At 66.1% G+C, this 16468-nt stretch carries 12 protein-coding genes; 10 read left to right on the top strand and 2 right to left on the bottom strand.

Annotated features, from left to right (window positions below; translation table 11 throughout):
* Window positions 1-3: 3 nt before the first annotated feature.
* Window positions 4-1269 carry an MFS transporter gene (locus MF134_RS08100; protein WP_255338985.1) on the bottom strand — a complete coding sequence of 422 codons (1266 nt, stop codon included), beginning with the start codon at window positions 1267-1269 and terminating at the stop codon, window positions 4-6.
* A gap of 141 nt (window positions 1270-1410) precedes the next feature.
* A complete protein-coding gene (locus MF134_RS08105) occupies window positions 1411-2454 on the bottom strand; it encodes an aldo/keto reductase (RefSeq protein ID WP_255338919.1) in 1044 nt (347 codons plus the stop codon).
* A gap of 207 nt (window positions 2455-2661) precedes the next feature.
* On the opposite strand from MF134_RS08105, the gene MF134_RS08110 reads away from it, so the two are divergent.
* The 10 genes from MF134_RS08110 (at window position 2662) to MF134_RS08155 (ending at window position 16455) form a co-directional block, all read left to right on the top strand.
* Entirely contained in the window at window positions 2662-4047 is a 1386-nt protein-coding gene (locus tag MF134_RS08110; protein WP_255338920.1) for a M20/M25/M40 family metallo-hydrolase, read from the top strand.
* A 315-nt stretch (window positions 4048-4362) separates the two neighbouring features.
* A complete protein-coding gene (locus MF134_RS08115) occupies window positions 4363-4758 on the top strand; it encodes a hypothetical protein (protein ID WP_255338921.1) in 396 nt (131 codons plus the stop codon).
* A 148-nt stretch (window positions 4759-4906) separates the two neighbouring features.
* Complete coding sequence (ccmI, locus tag MF134_RS08120; protein WP_255338922.1) at window positions 4907-6139, top strand: c-type cytochrome biogenesis protein CcmI; 1233 nt, start codon at window positions 4907-4909, stop codon at window positions 6137-6139.
* Entirely contained in the window at window positions 6136-6645 is a 510-nt protein-coding gene (gene ccmE, locus MF134_RS08125; protein ID WP_255338923.1) for a cytochrome c maturation protein CcmE, read from the top strand. The genes ccmI and ccmE overlap by 4 nt, the downstream gene beginning before the upstream one ends.
* Window positions 6642-8633: a heme lyase CcmF/NrfE family subunit gene (locus tag MF134_RS08130; protein WP_255338924.1), complete on the top strand. Its 1992-nt coding sequence runs from the start codon at window positions 6642-6644 to the stop codon at window positions 8631-8633. Before ccmE ends, MF134_RS08130 begins: the two co-directional genes overlap by 4 nt.
* Window positions 8634-8638: 5 nt before the next feature.
* On the top strand, window positions 8639-9133 hold the full coding sequence (locus tag MF134_RS08135) for a cytochrome c-type biogenesis protein (protein WP_255338925.1): 495 nt from the start codon (window positions 8639-8641) through the stop codon (window positions 9131-9133).
* Between the two features lie 261 nt (window positions 9134-9394).
* The gene (locus MF134_RS08140) at window positions 9395-10933 is read left to right on the top strand and encodes a Do family serine endopeptidase (protein ID WP_255338926.1); all 1539 of its coding nucleotides are present in this window, start codon (window positions 9395-9397) and stop codon (window positions 10931-10933) included.
* A gap of 125 nt (window positions 10934-11058) precedes the next feature.
* Window positions 11059-11775 carry a response regulator transcription factor gene (locus tag MF134_RS08145; RefSeq protein ID WP_304363656.1) on the top strand — a complete coding sequence of 239 codons (717 nt, stop codon included), beginning with the start codon at window positions 11059-11061 and terminating at the stop codon, window positions 11773-11775.
* Window positions 11776-12050: 275 nt separating this feature from the next.
* Entirely contained in the window at window positions 12051-13469 is a 1419-nt protein-coding gene (locus MF134_RS08150) for a sensor histidine kinase (protein ID WP_255338927.1), read from the top strand.
* Entirely contained in the window at window positions 13453-16455 is a 3003-nt protein-coding gene (locus tag MF134_RS08155; RefSeq protein ID WP_255338928.1) for a bifunctional [glutamine synthetase] adenylyltransferase/[glutamine synthetase]-adenylyl-L-tyrosine phosphorylase, read from the top strand. The genes MF134_RS08150 and MF134_RS08155 overlap by 17 nt, the downstream gene beginning before the upstream one ends.
* Window positions 16456-16468: the final 13 nt, after the last annotated feature.

The following is a 16468-nucleotide window of genomic DNA, read 5'->3' on the forward strand; positions in this document are numbered from 1 at the left end:
GGTCTATTCGCGCCCGCCCAAGTGGCGGATTTTGCGAAGTTCGGGGAACATGCGCGCCCAGAGCGCGGCCACGCCCACGGTCGCGACGCCGCCGAAGACGACGGCGGGAACTGCCCCGATCAATTTCGCCATGGCGCCGGCGCGGAACTCGCCGAGTTCGTTGGAGGCGCCGATGAACACCATGTTGACCGCATTCACCCGTCCGCGCACGTCGTCCGGCGTCCAGAGCTGCATCAGCGTTTCGCGGACATAGACGCTGATCATGTCGGATGCCCCCACGAGGATCAGCGCCGGGACCGAGACCCAGATCGATGTCGACAGGCCGAAGACCACGGTGAAGGCGCCGAACAGCCCGACGAAGGCGAACATGATCGCGCCGGCATGGTTGCGGATCGGATGCGCGGCGAGGAACAGGGCCATCGGGATCGCGCCGATCCCCGGTGCCGCGCGCAACAGGCCGAGGGCGACCGGCCCCGCGTCGAGAATGTCGCTGGCATAGACCGGCATCAGCGCGACCGCGCCGCCGAGGAGAACAGCGAAGAGGTCGAGCGAGATGGCGCCGAGAACGACCTTCTCGCTCCAGATGAAGCGGAAGCCGGCGACCACCGTCTCGAAGCTGGTCGGCTCGGTCGAGCGGCGACGTGCCGGCGCCTTGATGAAAATGACCAGAACCGCACTCGTCAGAAACAGCGCACCGCCGATGCCATAGGCGACGAGCGGGGAGACGCCGTAGAGAAGACCGCCGGCCACAGGGCCGACGATCGCCGCGATCTGCCAGGAGGAGGAGTTCCAGGCGATGGCGTTGGGCAGTTCCTCCCGGGAGACGATGTTGACGACGAGCGACTGGGAGGCCGGCCCGAAGAAGGCACGCGCAATGCCGAAAATGACGAGAATGCCAAAGACCGGCAGGGGCGAGCCGAGCCCCTCGAACGTCCAGAGGAGGAGAACAAGCGTGCCGATGCCTTCCGCCGCCACGGCCAGCCCCATGATCAAGCGGCGCGAGTATCGGTCGGCGGCGGCACCGGTGACGAGGACGAGCAGGAAGGCGGGCGCGAACTGGCAAAGCCCGATCAGTCCGAGATCCCAGGGATCGCCGGTGATCGCATAGACCTGCCATCCCACCGAGACGATGACGATCTGCGTGGCGAAGGTCGCGGCGAAGCGGGCCAGCCAATACAGCAGGAAACGGCGGTTGCGGAAGGCCGCGAAGCGGTCGTCATGCGGGTCCTTGGGCGGGACGTCCGGCGCCGGATCCGTCGCGGAGGGCAGCGATGTGGGTTCGTCGGTCACGATCTACCTGATGGGGCGAACCGGGCGGGCTCGCCGAGGACAGGCAAGTCTGCTCGAAGTTTCTGTTCGAGGGTGGAACGAGGCGGGCGGTTGCCCACCCGTTCGGACCGGCGCGCGTCATTACAGGGGCAGCGGATGCCGGCGATAGACTGCGTGGATGTCCCTCATGACGTCGTCGCCGAGCACGATTTCGGCTGCCGAAATCGCGGTCTTGAGCTGGTCGAGATTCGTAGCGCCGATGATGGCCGAAGTCATGAAGGGTCGCGTCAGGCAGAAGGCGATGGCCATCTGCGCGGGATCGAGGCCGTGGTGGCGGGCGACCTCGCAATATTCGTCCGCGACCATCACCGAATAGTCGGTGTGACGGCCGCCGAGACCCTTGTTGATCGACCCACGCGAGCCGGGGGGGATGGCGCCGGCGGTATACTTGCCGGTCAGGAGGCCCGCCGCCAGCGGCGTGTAGGCGAGAAGGCCGACCTGTTCGTTGATCGCCGTTTCCGCGAGATCGAGGTCGAAGATGCGGTGCATCAGCGAATATTCGTTCTGGATCGAGGCGACGCGCGGGGTGCCGTCGCGCTCTGCGATCGACACGAACTGCATCACGCCCCAGGCGGATTCGTTCGACAGGCCGATGTGGCGGATCTTGCCGGCCTTCACCTGCTCCCCGAGTTCGTGGAGCACCTCCTCGATATTCGCCTTCACCGCGTCCGGGTTCTGCCCGCTCGGGTCAAAGGTCCAGTTCTGGCGGAAATGGTAGGAGCCGCGATTGGGCCAGTGGAGCTGATAAAGGTCGATATAGTCGGTCTGCAGGCGCTTCAGGCTGCCATCCACCGCCCGGCGGATCGACGCGGCGGTGATCGGCTCGCCATCGCGCACCTTGGCGTTGCCCTCGCCGGTGATCTTCGAGGCAAGCACCACGTCTTCACGGTTCTTGCGCGCGGCGAACCAACTGCCGATGATCTCTTCGGTCCGGCCGATCGTTTCGGCGGCGAGCGGCGTGGTCGGGTACATCTCGGCGGTATCGAAAAAGTTCACGCCCATCTCGATGGCGAGATCCATCTGGGCATGCGCCTCGGCCTCCGTATTCTGCGAACCCCAGGTCATGGTGCCGAGGCAGATTTCGCTGACGGACAGGCCGGTGCGGCCGAGCGGGCGGTACTTCATGAGACATTCCCGGTGATGGTGGACAGGTGGATGGTCGTCGACATGTGGCCGCGAACTTCCGCCGGGAACATAGCCGGCGGGACGATCGATGCAATCCCGCCCTCATCATCGCGCGCCCTCACGATTTCGCCCAGCCGCTTGCCGGATCGGCGCTCGGGCCGTTACCAGTGGGACCGACATTGCGATCCCAGCATCGAAGGACGAATCATGGCCGACCTCGACAGCGTTCTCGCCTGCCTCGACCTCAATCTCGACCGTTCCGTCGGCCGCTTGAGCGATCTGTTGCGCATTCCCTCGATCTCGACCGATCCGGCCTATGCCGCCGAATGCCAGCGGGCGGCCGAATATCTGGCCGGCGATCTCGCCGCCATCGGCTTCCAGGCGGCCGTGCGCGAGACGCCGGGTCACCCGATGGTGGTCGCCCATCATGACGGGCCGGAGGGGGCGCCGCATGTCCTCTTCTACGGCCATTACGACGTGCAGCCGGTCGATCCGATCGAGGAATGGACGAGCCCGCCCTTCGAGCCGGAAATCCACGAAATGTCCGACGGCTCGCGCCGGATCGTCGCGCGTGGATCGGCCGACGACAAGGGCCAGCTGATGACCTTCGTGGAAGCTTGCCGCGCCTTCAAGGCGGAAACCGGCGGGCTGCCCTGCAAGGTCACGATCTTCCTGGAAGGCGAGGAGGAGTCCGGCTCCCCCTCTCTCGTGCCGTTTCTCGAAGCCAACAAGGCCGAGCTTTCTGCCGACGTCGCGCTCGTCTGCGACACGAACATGTGGGACCGCCAGACGCCGGCGATCTCCACGGGCCTGCGCGGCCTCGTCGGCGAGGAGGTCGTGATCAAGGCGGCGAACCGCGATCTCCATTCGGGCTATTACGGCGGCGCGGCGCGCAATCCGATCCACGTCCTGACCACGATCCTCGGCGAGATGCACGATGCGGACGGCCGGGTCACGATCCCCGGCTTTTACGACGGCGTCGGCGAAGTGCCAGAGGAGGTCTTGAAGAGCTGGGAGGACCTCGGCCTGTCGGAAGCCGAGTTCCTCGGCTCGGTCGGGCTGAAGACCCCCGCTGGCGAAAAGGGACGGACGGTCCTGGAACAGACCTGGTCGCGGCCGACGGCGGAAGTGAACGGCATTTCCGGCGGCTATACGGGCAAGGGCTTCAAGACCGTCATCCCGGCGGAAGCCTTCGCCAAGGTCTCCTTCCGCCTCGTCTTCGACCAGGACCCGGACAAGATCCGGGCGGCGTTCCGCAAATTCGTCGAAGACCGCCTGCCGGACGACTGCACCGTCGAATTCCACCCCCATGGCGGCTCGGGCGCGATCCAGCTTCCCTTCGATTCCCCTTGGCTCGAAAAGACCCGCGCGGCGCTCTCCGATGAATGGCCGAAGCCGGCGGTGATGATCGGCATGGGCGGCTCGATCCCCGTGGTGGGCGAGTTCAAGTCGCGCCTCGGCATGGAGTCGCTGCTCGTCGGTTTCGGCCTCGGCGACGACGCGATCCATTCGCCCAACGAGAAATACGAGATGACCTCGTTCCAGAAGGGCCAACGCTCCTGGGCGCGCATCCTGGCGGCGCTGGGGAGGTGAGGGGCGGGACGGGATCGGCACCCTTCGCTGGCCACCCGCGCTTGTCGCACTCGATCCAGCCCGGCGACTGCAAGCCGCCGGGATAGCGAAATTGATCAGCAATGCGAAGACTTAGTCGTCAGGGGCGTTCTCGGCGCCCCTCTGCGGGCGACGTGCGAATCGCCCGCGGTTTCATCCGCGCGCCGAGACTGACGGAGCGATCGTGTTTTGTCCTCTCGGGGCGCTCGGCGCTTGACATCTCGGACGGAACCGGAAAATCGAGAAGCCTCGCATGCCGGTCCGCCGGCGCCTTGTTGATCCTGATGGACCGACTTCATGAAACTCTTTCCCACCCTGATCGCCGTCGCAACGCTCGTGCCGCTCTCCGGCTGCCTGAGTTTCGGGGGCGGGATGTCGTCCCAGTCGTCTGGCGTGGTGGCGCTTGGGGGCGGGCTGATCGGACAGACGGCTCTCGTTGCGAAGATGCCTTCAGGCGCGAAGGCCAAGGCGGTCGATGCCGAGTTCCAGGCGCTGCAATTCGGCCAGGCGGGCGAAGCTGTTCGCTGGCAGTCGGACGGCTACAGCGGCGAGGTGGTGCCGACGCAGGTCTATCGCGTCGGTTCGCAGGACTGCCGCGGCTATTCCCATGTCGTGAGTGGGGCGTCGGCGCCGGTGAAGGCCTCCGGCACCGCCTGCAAGACCGAAAACGGCCTGTGGAAGCCGGTCGCATAAACTGCCCGTGAAGCGGTCCATGTACCGGCCCGCCGCGAATTGAGTGGGCACTGCGGCACGCCTCTGATAAGCGCGCTCTGGAACCTCCATTCCGGCAAGGGGAGATGCGGCGCTGGTCCGCATTGTTCGCTGGCCATCGAGCTCATAAATGAATGACATGATGTTCTGGATCGTTGCAGCCGCGATGACGTCCCTCGTGACCCTCGCCATGCTCTGGCCGCTGGTGCGGCGGCAGGGCGGGTCACCGGAGGCGCACGAAAATCACGACGTCGAGGTCTATCGCGCTCAACTCCGCGAACTGGACCAGGATCTCGAGCGCGGCACGCTCGCGCCGGCAGAGGCCGAATCCGCCCGCGCGGAGATCGGGCGCCGCCTTCTGCGGGCCGCCGACAACGCCAACGGCAAGGGGCTGGGGGCGGCCAGTTGGCAGCGGCCCGCCATCCTGGCAACGATCGTTCTCGTACTCCTCGCGATCCCCGTCGCTTCCACCGTTTTCTACGCGACGATGGGCAATGCCAATCTGCCGGACCAGCCGCTCGCCGCCCGCCAGCAGCCGCCAAGCCAGGGCGATCTGCAACTCGCCCAACTGGTCGAGCGCGCCGAGGCGCGGCTTCGGGACGCGCCGGAGGACGGACAGGGCTGGGAGGTGCTGGCGCCGATCTATCTGCGGCTCGAGCGCCCGCAGGATGCCGCCAACGCCTATCGCAAGGCGCTCGATATCAACGGCCCTTCGGCCTCGCGCTTCGGCGGGCTTGGCGAAGCGCTGACGGATCTCGCGAATGGCGAGGTGACGGACGAAGCGAAGTCGCAATTCGAACGGGCGCTGGAAATCAACCCCGGCTATCTGCCGGCGAAATTCTTCCTCGCCCTCGACGCGTCCCAGGAAGAGCGTGCTTCCGATGCCGAGACCCGCTGGACCGAGCTGATTCAGGCCAGCCCCGACAACGCGCCCTGGATGCAGATCGCCCAGGCCGGCCTCGCCGATGCGCGGATGCGGCTCGGCAAGACCGATGCGCCCGCCGTCGCGCCGATGGCGAATGGCGCCGGCGCCCCGGCAGCCGGTGCCGACGGCACGATCGCGCGCGGACCGGATGCGGAACAGGTTGCGGCCGCATCGCAAATGTCCGACACGGACCGGCAGGCGATGATCGAGGGCATGGTGGCGCAGCTTGCGGCCCGGCTGAAAGACAATCCGGAGGACGTCGAGGGGTGGAAGCGGTTGATCCGCTCCTATACCGTTCTCGGCCAGACGGAGGCCGCCCGTGAGGCGCTCGCCGAGGCGAGCCAGACCTTTGCCGCCGATTCAGCGGGCGGTCGGGAAATCGCCGCTTTTGCGGAGGAAATCGGCCTTTCCGCGAGGGAGGAGACGACAACACAATGACCCGCAAGGCCAAGCGACTCTATTCGATCGGCGCGATCCTTCTCGTGATCGGCGCGGCGGCCGGGCTGGTGCTGACGGCCCTGTCGGATTCGATCGCATATTTCCACTCGCCGACCGATGTGGTCGAGAAGATGCCCGGGCCCGGCCAGCGCATCCGGCTTGGTGGTCTCGTAGAGGAAGGGTCCGTCGTGCGTGACGGCTCGACCCATGTGACCTTCAAGATCACAGACTCCATCGAAAGCGTTCCCGTTACCTATACCGGCATCCTGCCCGACCTGTTTCGCGAAGGGCAGGGGGTCGTGGCCGAAGGCATGCTCGCGCCCGACCGGGTGTTTCAGGCCGACACCGTGCTCGCCAAGCATGACGAGACCTACATGCCGAAGGAGGTCGTCGACGATCTGAAGGCGCGCGGCCTCTGGGAGGACGGCAAGGGCATGGTCAAGAAAACCGGCAGCTCGCCCGAGGACGCCGTGTCCGCGACAGACGCAGGGGGAGCCGGCTCATGATCGTCGAACTCGGCCATTTCGCGCTGATCCTGGCCCTCTCGGTGGCGATCATCCAGTCGACCCTGCCGCTCGTGGGCGCCCGCGGTGGCGACCAGCGGCTGATGGAGATCGGCTCGATCGGCGCGACCGGCGGCTTCGTTCTCCTGGCTGTCGCCTTCAGCGCGCTCACCGCTGCCTACGTGACCTCGGACTTCTCGGTTCTCAACGTCTTCGAGAATTCCCATTCCGCCAAGCCGATGCTCTTCAAGGTGACGGGCGTGTGGGGCAATCACGAAGGCTCGATGCTGCTCTGGGTCTTGATCCTCGCCTTTTTCGGGGCGCTGGTCGCGCTTTTCGGCCGCGATCTGCCGGCGACGCTGAAAGCCAATGTGCTGGCGGTCCAGGGCTGGATCCTGACGGCGTTCCTGCTCTTCATCCTGTTCACCTCGAACCCGTTCACGCGGCTCGATCCGGCGCCGATGGAAGGTCAGGACCTCAACCCGATCCTGCAGGACGTCGGCCTCGCCATCCATCCGCCGCTTCTCTATCTCGGCTATGTCGGCTTCTCGATCGCCTTTTCCTTCGCGGTCGCGGCCCTGATCGACGGACGCATCGATGCCGCCTGGGCGCGCTGGGTGCGTCCCTGGACGCTGGTCGCCTGGGTCTTCCTGACGCTCGGCATCGCCATGGGCTCCTACTGGGCCTATTACGAACTCGGCTGGGGCGGCTGGTGGTTCTGGGACCCGGTCGAGAACGCCTCGTTCATGCCCTGGCTCGCCGGCACCGCGCTGCTGCATTCGGCGCTGGTCATGGAAAAGCGCTCGGCTTTGAAGATCTGGACGATCCTGCTCGCGATCCTGACCTTCTCCCTGTCGCTGCTCGGCACCTTCCTGGTGCGCTCCGGCGTCCTCACCTCGGTCCACGCCTTTGCCACCGACCCGGCCCGCGGCGTGTTCATCCTGGTGATCCTGTGCCTGTTCATCGGCGGTGCGCTGGCGCTGTTCGCCTGGCGGGCATCGGAACTCGAAGGCGGCGGCCTCTTCGCGCCGATCAGCCGCGAGGGCGCGCTGGTCTTCAACAATCTGTTTCTGACGACGGCCGCGGCGACGGTGCTCGTCGGCACGCTCTACCCGCTGCTTCTGGAGGTCCTGACCGGCGAGAAGATTTCGGTCGGCGCCCCCTTTTTCGACCTGACCTTCGGGCCGCTGATGGTGCCGCTGCTTCTCGCCGTGCCCTTCGGGCCGCTGCTCGGCTGGAAGCGCGGCGACCTTCTGGCGGCGGGACAGCGGCTGTATTTCGCCGCTGGTGTCGCCCTCGCGGCGATGATCCTGGGGCTCGCCTTCACCGGCGGCACCCGCGTTCTCGCAGCCTTCGGCTTCGCTCTGGCCTTCTGGCTGATCGCCGGCAGCCTGACCGATCTTTTCGTCCGGGCGTCCTTCTTCAAGGCCGGCTGGCGCAAGGGCTGGGCCCGACTGACCGGTCTGCCACGCTCGGCCTTCGGGACGGCGCTCGCCCATTTCGGCCTCGGTATCACCGTCCTCGGTGTGATCACCGTTTCGAGCTTCGAGACCGAGACCGTGACGACCATGCGGCCGGGCGATACCGTCGAAGCCGGCGGCTATACGCTGCATTTCGACGGGGCGAGCCGCCGAGCCGGCCCGAACTACGAGGAACAGGTCGGGACTTTCACGATCCGCGATGGCGGCGTCGCCGTGGCGGAGACGGAAAGTGCCAAGCGCTTCTATCCGGCCCGTCAGATGCCGACGACCGAAGCCGGCATCTGGACCACCTGGTTCTCTCAGCTCTATGTCTCGCTGGGTGATCCTTCGGCCGACGGACAGTCAATCGTCGTGCGGATCTGGTGGAAGCCGCTGGTGACGCTGATCTGGATCGGCTCGGTGTTCATGGCATTGGGCGGCACGGTTTCGCTGGCCGATCGCCGGCTGCGTGTCGGGGCGCCCACCCGCAGCCGCGGCCAGGCCCGCGATCGTGTCGCAGCTGGAGCCTGAGACCGATGGGCTTCCTGTCTCGCCTTGCTTTGGTCCTCGGGGTCTGTGCCGCACTGTTTGCGGCGCTGCCGGCCGGATCGCTGATCTCGTCCGCCCATGCGGTGAATCCGGACGAGGTGCTAGACGACCCGGCGCTCGAGGCACGGGCTCGCGAATTGTCGGCAGGCTTGCGCTGTCTCGTCTGCCAGAACCAGTCGATCGACGATTCCAACGCCGATCTCGCCAAGGATCTCCGCGTCCTGGTGCGCGAGCGGCTGGTAGCGGGCGACACCAATGACGAGGTGATCGACTATCTGGTGTCGCGGTACGGGGAGTTCGTTCTGCTCCAGCCACGCTTCGACTGGGCAAACCTAGCGCTCTGGGCGACGCCGATCATCGTTCTGATTGCCGGCGCTGTCTTTGCCCTGGTGAGCGTCGCCAGTCGCCGGAAGGCCAAGGGACCGGCCGCGCTGTCGCCCGAGGAAGAAGCCAAGATCGCTGCCCTCGTCGACGAGCGCTGAAGCCCGGAAAACGCTGAAGAGCCCTTCGTGATGCGGTAATCGGTCTGGGCACCTGTCCGTGAGTGACCGACTCACCTCTCGTTTTCGGATTCGCCTCAGGTTCTTGGCATCGCGTTGCCGCGAACCTTACCGCCTTTTCATCCGACAGAAAAAATCCCGTAAGCTTGCAGTCACTAGGTTCCATTCCGACAGCGGGGAGGGAAACGGGGATTTCAGTCCTTCCTCGCCCCGGTCTTCAGCATCCCAGGAAAGGAACCAAAGATGCAGCATGAAACTCGGCCCCAGACGAAGCGCAAGGGACTTCTCGCCGGCGTTCTCGCCGCTGGCGTCGCCGGCATGGCCCTGTCGGGTGGCATTGTCGCGAACACGATTCCGGTCTTCGCCGATCCGGTGAAGGTCGACGCGCCTCAGCAGCAGTTCGGCTTTGCCGATGTGGTGGAAAAGGTCTCTCCGGCGGTCGTCTCGGTTCGTGTGACCCAGGACGTGAAGCCGGCCATGGATCGCGGCCAGCAATTCGGCGGCCGCGGCTTTGGCAGCCCCTTCGAAAACCTTCCCGAAGATCATCCGCTCCGCCGCTTCTTCGATACGCCCGATGGCGGTCAGGGCATGCCTGGCATGCGCCCGCGCGGTCCCCAGGGCCCCCGCCAGGCGATCGGTCAGGGCTCCGGCTTCTTCATCTCCGAGGACGGCTATCTCGTCACCAACAACCACGTTGTCGACGGCGGCAGCGAGTACACGATCGTCATGGATGACGGCTCGGAGTACGACGCCAAGCTCGTGGGCACCGACGCCCGCACGGACTTGGCCCTTCTGAAGGTCGATGCCGATCGCGACTTCACCTATGTCGAGTTCGGCAACGAGGATTCTGTGCGCATCGGCGACTGGGTCGTGGCGGTCGGCAACCCCTTCGGTCTTGGCGGCTCGGTGACGGCCGGCATCGTCTCGGCCCGCGGCCGTGATATCGGCGCTGGCCCCTATGACGACTTCCTGCAGATCGATGCGGCGGTGAACCGCGGCAATTCCGGTGGCCCGGCCTTCGGTCTCGACGGCAAGGTCATCGGCGTGAACACCGCGATCTTCTCGCCGTCCGGCGGCAATGTCGGCATCGCGTTCGCCATCCCGGCGTCGGTCGCTCAGGACGTGGTCGCATCGCTGAGGCAGGACGGCAGCGTCGAGCGTGGCTGGCTCGGTGTCCAGATCGCGCCGGTGACCGACGACATCGCCGAGGCGGTTGGTCTCTCCGAGGCGGAAGGTGCGATCGTCACCCTGCCGGACAACGAGACTCCGGCCTCCAAGGCTGGCATCCAGACCGGTGACGTCATCACCGCCGTCGACGGCCAGACCATTGAAGGGCCGCGGGAACTCGCCCGGCGGATCGCCAACTACCGTCCCGGCTCCAGCGTCGAGGTGACGGTGTGGCGGAACGAAAGCGCCGAGACGATCAATGTCGAACTCGGCGATCTGTCGAGCCTCGACGAGGCGGCTTCGCTGTCGGACGGTCCGAACCGGGGCGTTCCCGTCGATCCGTCGTCCCTCTCCGGCTATGGCCTGACGCTCACCCCGTCCGAAGACGGCGAGGGCGTGGTCGTCACGGACATCGAGCCGGATTCGGCGGCGGCCGAGAAGGGCATGCAGCCGGGCGACGTGATCGTTTCGGTCAACGGCAAGACGGTCTCGGACCAGGCGGATGTGCGCGACGCGCTGTCGCAAGCCGCGGAGTCCGGCCGCAAGGCTGCGCTCTTCCAACTGCGCACGAACAACCAGAACCGTTTCGTCGCGCTGCCGATCGCCAAGAGCTGATCCGGCTCTCGGTTGGCCCGCCCGGTTCGGGCGGGCCTGCGGCAGATCGTGCCGAAACAATTCCGGCGGGCGGTGTTCATGCGCCGCCCGCTTTGCTTTTTCTCGCAGATTTCTAGGTGCGTAACATGACGCGAAACCCGGCTGGCGAAGCTTCGACCGACTCCATGCGAATCCTGATCATTGAAGACGACCGCGAAGCTGCATCCTACCTGGTGAAGGCGCTGAAAGAGGCCGGTCATGTCGCCGACCATGCCGCAGACGGTGAGGAGGGCCTCCATGCGGCCCAGACGCGCGACTACGACGTCCTGATCGTCGATCGCATGCTGCCGAAGCGCGACGGGCTGTCGGTGATCGCGGCGCTGCGCGAAGAGGACAACGAGACGCCGGCCCTGATCCTCTCTGCCCTGGGCCAGGTGGACGATCGCGTGAAGGGTCTGCGCGCTGGCGGCGACGACTATCTCGCTAAGCCCTATTCCTTCTCCGAACTCCTGGCGCGCATCGAGGTGCTCGGCCGGCGGCGGGTCGGCAAGGAGGTCGAGACCAGCTACCGCGTCGGCGATCTGGAGCTCGACCGCCTGTCCCACGAAGTGCGCCGGGCCGGAAAGCCGATCGTCCTGCAGCCGCGCGAGTTCCGGCTTCTGGAATATCTGATGAAGCATGCGAACCAGGTGGTGACCCGCACCATGCTTCTGGAAAATGTCTGGGACTATCATTTCGACCCGCAGACCAACGTCATCGACGTGCACATCTCGCGGCTGCGCTCGAAGATCGAGCGCGACTTCGGCTCGCCGATCCTGCATACCGTCCGCGGCGCCGGCTACATCATGCGCGCCGATGGCTGATCCGAGGCGATGAGGTTTCGTTGTTTCGTCCTCTTGCGTCGCGTCTCTGAGGTCACCCCCCTCTGCCTGCCGGCATCTCCCCCGCAAGGGGGGAGAAAGGCTGGCATCGAGGCCTGGCACCACCACTCTCCCTCCTTGCGGGGGAGATGTCGGCGAAGCCGACAGAGGGGGGTAACGCAACGGTCCAGCTCGGTCTCCGACCGTGACGGGTTCGTGCAATCGGCACTGTGTTCTCTTCGATCCGCATCGCCCTATCGCCGCCCCGCGGAGGCGTCATGGCACGGCTGAGAGCGTTGATGCGCATGACCGCCGTCCGGCTCTCGGCGGTCTACTTCCTGCTGTTCGCGATCTGCGCTGTGGTGCTCGTCTTCTACGTGACGGCGACCGCCTCGGGGATCGTCGAGGATCAGAGCCGGGCGACGATTTCGGAAGAGCTGAACGAACTGGCCCAGGTCTACCGCCAGGGGGGGATCATCGGACTGGTGCGCACGATCGATCGGCGCTCCCGCCAGCCGGGCGCCTCGCTCTATCTGGTCACCGACGCGACCGGTCGCATCATTGCGGGCAATGTCGAGAATCTCCAGCCCGGCGTGCTGGACGATGCCGGGCCCACCAGCGACGCCTTTGCCTATGAGCGCTATGCCGAGGATGACGATGACCGCTATCATCTCGCAATTGCCGAGGTGGTCAGCCTGCCTAATGGCATGCGCGTCCTGGTCGGCCGCGACCAGAGCGAACAGGTGCGGTTCCGCGGCGTCGTTCGCAGCGCCCTGATCCTGGCGCTGGCGCTGATGGGGCTTGCGGCGCTGATCGCGTGGTTTTTCGTTGGCCGGAGGGCACTTCGCCGGCTCGACGGGGTGACGGCGGCAAGCGCCCGGATCCTGGCCGGCGATCTCTCCGAACGCCTGCCGGTGACCGGCGCCGGCGACGAATTCGACCGGCTTTCGGAAAACCTCAACACGCTTCTCGCGCGGATATCTCTCCTTCAGGAGGGGCTGAAGCAGGTCTCGGACAATATTGCCCACGATCTCAGAACCCCCCTGACCCGGCTGCGCAGCAAGGCCGAGTCGGCGCTGGCGGCACGGCCGACCGAAGCGGAAGCGGGCGAGGTGCTGGAGGGGCTGATCGCAGAGTCCGACCAGATGATCCGGACCTTCGACGCGATCCTGATGATTTCCCGCGTCGAGGCCGGGTCCCATTCGGTGCTGAAATCGGAGATCGACGTGGCCGAGATCGCCGCCGACGTGGTCGATCTCTACGAGCCGCTGGCCGAAGACGCCGGCGCCTCGCTGACACTCGAGGCGCCGCCGCGCCTTCTCGTGACGGGCAGTCGCGAACTGATCGCGCAGGCGATCTCCAACCTGATCGACAATGCGCTGAAATATGCTGCCGCGCCGGATCGCCGGACGAAGATCAAGGTCGCCATTTCCGATGGCGGCACGAGGTGGCGGCTGGCCGTCTCCGACGACGGGCCGGGCATTCCGCCGGACAAGCACGAGCGCGTACTCGAGCGTTTCTATCGCCTCGACCAGAGCCGTTCCATGCCGGGTTCAGGCCTTGGCCTGTCGCTCGTCCAGGCGATTGCCCGGGTCCATGGCGGAAGCCTCGTCCTTGAGGATGCGGCGCCGGGGCTTACTGTTGTCCTCGAAATGCCGAAGGAGGAGCGGCAGACGAGCGATGGTGGCGAAAGCTGAGACGAATCCGGAGACAGACGATCGAGGGCAGGGCGGCTTCGGCCTGGGGAGCGGCGAGCACCCGAAACCGCTCGATGAAGACGCGGCCCGGCGATGGATCGCGGATCTTCGGGAGGCAGCCGAAGAGCGCGGGCTGAATCGCCTCGGTGCCTTCCTTGAGAGTGGTCATCCGGATTCGGCCCGGTTGTCGGCGCTTCTCGATCTCTCGCCGTTCCTCAACGGGATCATCCTCAAGAATCCGGAGTGGCTGGAGGACGTTCTCACCGATGGCGCCGATGCGATTGTCGCGCGAACGATCGAGTCCGTTGCCGGGCTTGCGATTTCAGACATGAACGAGCGCGCGCTGATGACGGCACTGCGCGAAGCCAAGCGCAAGGTCGCGCTGGTACTTGCCCTTTCTGAGACGTTCGGCGGCGCGAGTCTGAAAGAGACGACCGGCGCCCTGTCCGACTTCGCCGAAGCAGCGGTCGGGACCGCCCTGCGATACTGCCTTGTCGATCTTGGCACGTCGGGAAAGATCACGCTGCCCTTTCCGGACGAACCGGAGAAGCAATGCGGCCTCTTCGTCCTCGGAATGGGCAAGCTCGGTGCGCGCGAGCTCAACTATTCGAGCGACATCGACATCATCGTCTTCTTTGACGCCGACAAGCCTCTGACGCCGGACCCGATGGATGCTTCCGAGACGCTGGCAAGGCTCGTGCGCAAGCTGACGCGGATCCTCAACGAGCGAACTGGCGACGGCTACGTCTTCCGCACCGATCTGCGGCTGCGGCCGGACCCGAGCGCGATGCCGCTCGCAATGTCCACCGACATGGCGCTCACCTATTACGAGGGGTCGGGCCGCGACTGGGAGCGCGCCGCGATGATCAAGGCGCGGACGATCGCCGGCGATCGCCAGGCTGGCGAGGCGTTCTTGAAGGAGGTCACCCCCTTCGTCTGGCGGAAATATCTCGATTTCTCCGCCGTTGCCGCCATCCAGGACATGAAGCAGCGCATCGACCGGCATCGCGGCTTCGAATCGATCGGTCTCGCCGGCCACAATGTGAAGCTCGGGCGGGGCGGCATCCGTGAGATCGAGTTCTTCGCCCAGGCCCAGCAATTGATCGCTGGCGGACGGGCCCCGAAGCTGAGGCAGCGGCGCACGGACCAAGCGCTCGCGGAACTCGCCAGCGGCGGCTGGATCGCCGGCAAGACGGCTGAGGAACTCACTAGCGACTACTGGTTCCTGCGGCGTGTCGAACACGCCATCCAGATGCAGGCCGACGAGCAGAGCCACACGTTGCCCGAAGACGACGAAAAGCTCGCCGCCGTCGCTCATCTCGCGGGCTTTTCGGGCGTCGATGCGCTAGGCGAGGCGCTCCTGCCATGCCTGAAACGCGTCGACCGGCATTACAGCGGCCTGTTCAGCGAGGGACGGGACGAGGCGGACAGGGGCGACGACCATTCTGCGCTTGCCACGCTGTCGCGGACACCGGACGATCCTACAGCCATCGCTGCGCTGGAGAGCCTCGGCTATGAGCGGCCGAATGATATCGCACGAGTCGTCCACTCCTGGACGCTGGGACGGTATCGCGCCACCCAGACGAACGCCGCGCGGCAGCGCCTGTCGGAGGTGCTGCCGGTCCTGCTGGTCACCTTCGGCAAGGCCCCCGATCCCGATGGCGCGCTCGTCGCCTTCGATCGGTTTCTCGCCGGCCTGCCCGCCGGAATTCAGTTCTTCTCGCTGATCGCGTCCAATCCGAAGACGCTCGAGCTTCTGGCCGTCATCATGACCTCGGCCCCGACATTGCGTGAGACGATCGCCGCCAGACCTCATGTCTTCGACGCGCTCCTCGATCCGGCCTTTCTCGGCGAACTGCCCGAGCGCGAACTCCTGGCCGAGCGGTTGTCTGCCTTTATGGCGATGGCGAGCGACTACGAGGACGAGTTGACACGTCTGCGGATCTTCGCATCCGAGCAGCGCTTTCTTGTGGGCGCCCGCATGCTGAGCGGCATCGTCGATGCCGACGAAGCCGGCCCGGCCTTCTCCAACATCGCTGATGTCGTGCTGGAATCGACGCTCACCATCGTCGAGCGAGCCTTTGTCGAGGTCCACGGACGCGTCCCCGGCGCGCGGATCGCGCTCCTGGGCATGGGGCGGCTCGGGAGCCAGGAACTGACGGCGAGCTCCGATCTCGACCTGATCCTTCTCTACGATCACGACCCGGACGCGGACGCCTCGGACGGGCGAAAAGCGCTGTCGCCTGCCGCCTATTTTGCCCGGCTGACGCAGCGGCTCATCGCGGCGCTCACCGCCCCCATGCGCGAAGGCATCCTCTACGACGTCGACTTCCGGCTCCGGCCTTCCGGCAACAAGGGGCCGCTCGCGACCGATCTCGAAGCGTTCCGCCTCTATCAGGCCAAGGAAGCCTGGACGTGGGAGCGGATGGCGCTGACACGCTCGCGCCCGATCGCCGGCGATCCGGACTTGATGCGTGAAGTCGCCGACACGATTGCGGCGATCGTGGGCGACCTGCGCGATCCGGAGGAGGTGACGCGCGACGTCGCCGAAATGCGCGATCGCATCGCTCGCGCCAAGCCGGCGGGCGGCGCTCTCGATCTCAAGCTCCGTCCCGGCGGGCTGATCGACCTGGAGTTTCTCGCCCAATGGGCGATCCTGACAGGGCGGGTCGATCCTGTCTTTTGCGGTCGTCCGACCGAAACGGTGCTGGCGGCGGCGGTCTTCCCACCGCCCGAAGTGGACGGCGTGCGCCTCGCCGACGCGATGAACCGCCTGACGCGGATCACCCAGTTGCTGCGCCTTGGCCCTTCGGGCGCGAAGGAGTTTTCCGACGTGCCGCTCGGTCTGCTGGAGGCGATCACCCGCTCGCTGGGCTTCGACGATGTCGACGCGCTCACGGGATGGGTCGATGCGGAGACCCGGATGGTGCGCGACTGTTTCGAATCGGTCGTCGGGACGGCAAGCGAGGAGGACTCCGCGGAGTGATGGATACCCGCCG

Source organism: Jiella marina, from assembly GCF_024359545.1.
Classification (GTDB): Bacteria; Pseudomonadota; Alphaproteobacteria; order Rhizobiales; family Rhizobiaceae; genus Jiella.

Coding starts and splice junctions, on each gene's coding strand:
- MF134_RS08105 (WP_255338919.1), bottom strand. CDS start 2,454: ATGAAGTACCGCCCGCTCGGCCGCACCGGCCTGTCCGTCAGCGAAATC.
- MF134_RS08110 (WP_255338920.1), top strand. CDS start 2,662: ATGGCCGACCTCGACAGCGTTCTCGCCTGCCTCGACCTCAATCTCGAC.
- MF134_RS08115 (WP_255338921.1), top strand. CDS start 4,363: ATGAAACTCTTTCCCACCCTGATCGCCGTCGCAACGCTCGTGCCGCTC.
- ccmI (WP_255338922.1), top strand. CDS start 4,907: ATGAATGACATGATGTTCTGGATCGTTGCAGCCGCGATGACGTCCCTC.
- ccmE (WP_255338923.1), top strand. CDS start 6,136: ATGACCCGCAAGGCCAAGCGACTCTATTCGATCGGCGCGATCCTTCTC.
- MF134_RS08130 (WP_255338924.1), top strand. CDS start 6,642: ATGATCGTCGAACTCGGCCATTTCGCGCTGATCCTGGCCCTCTCGGTG.
- MF134_RS08135 (WP_255338925.1), top strand. CDS start 8,639: ATGGGCTTCCTGTCTCGCCTTGCTTTGGTCCTCGGGGTCTGTGCCGCA.
- MF134_RS08140 (WP_255338926.1), top strand. CDS start 9,395: ATGCAGCATGAAACTCGGCCCCAGACGAAGCGCAAGGGACTTCTCGCC.
- MF134_RS08145 (WP_304363656.1), top strand. CDS start 11,059: ATGACGCGAAACCCGGCTGGCGAAGCTTCGACCGACTCCATGCGAATC.
- MF134_RS08150 (WP_255338927.1), top strand. CDS start 12,051: ATGGCACGGCTGAGAGCGTTGATGCGCATGACCGCCGTCCGGCTCTCG.
- MF134_RS08155 (WP_255338928.1), top strand. CDS start 13,453: ATGGTGGCGAAAGCTGAGACGAATCCGGAGACAGACGATCGAGGGCAG.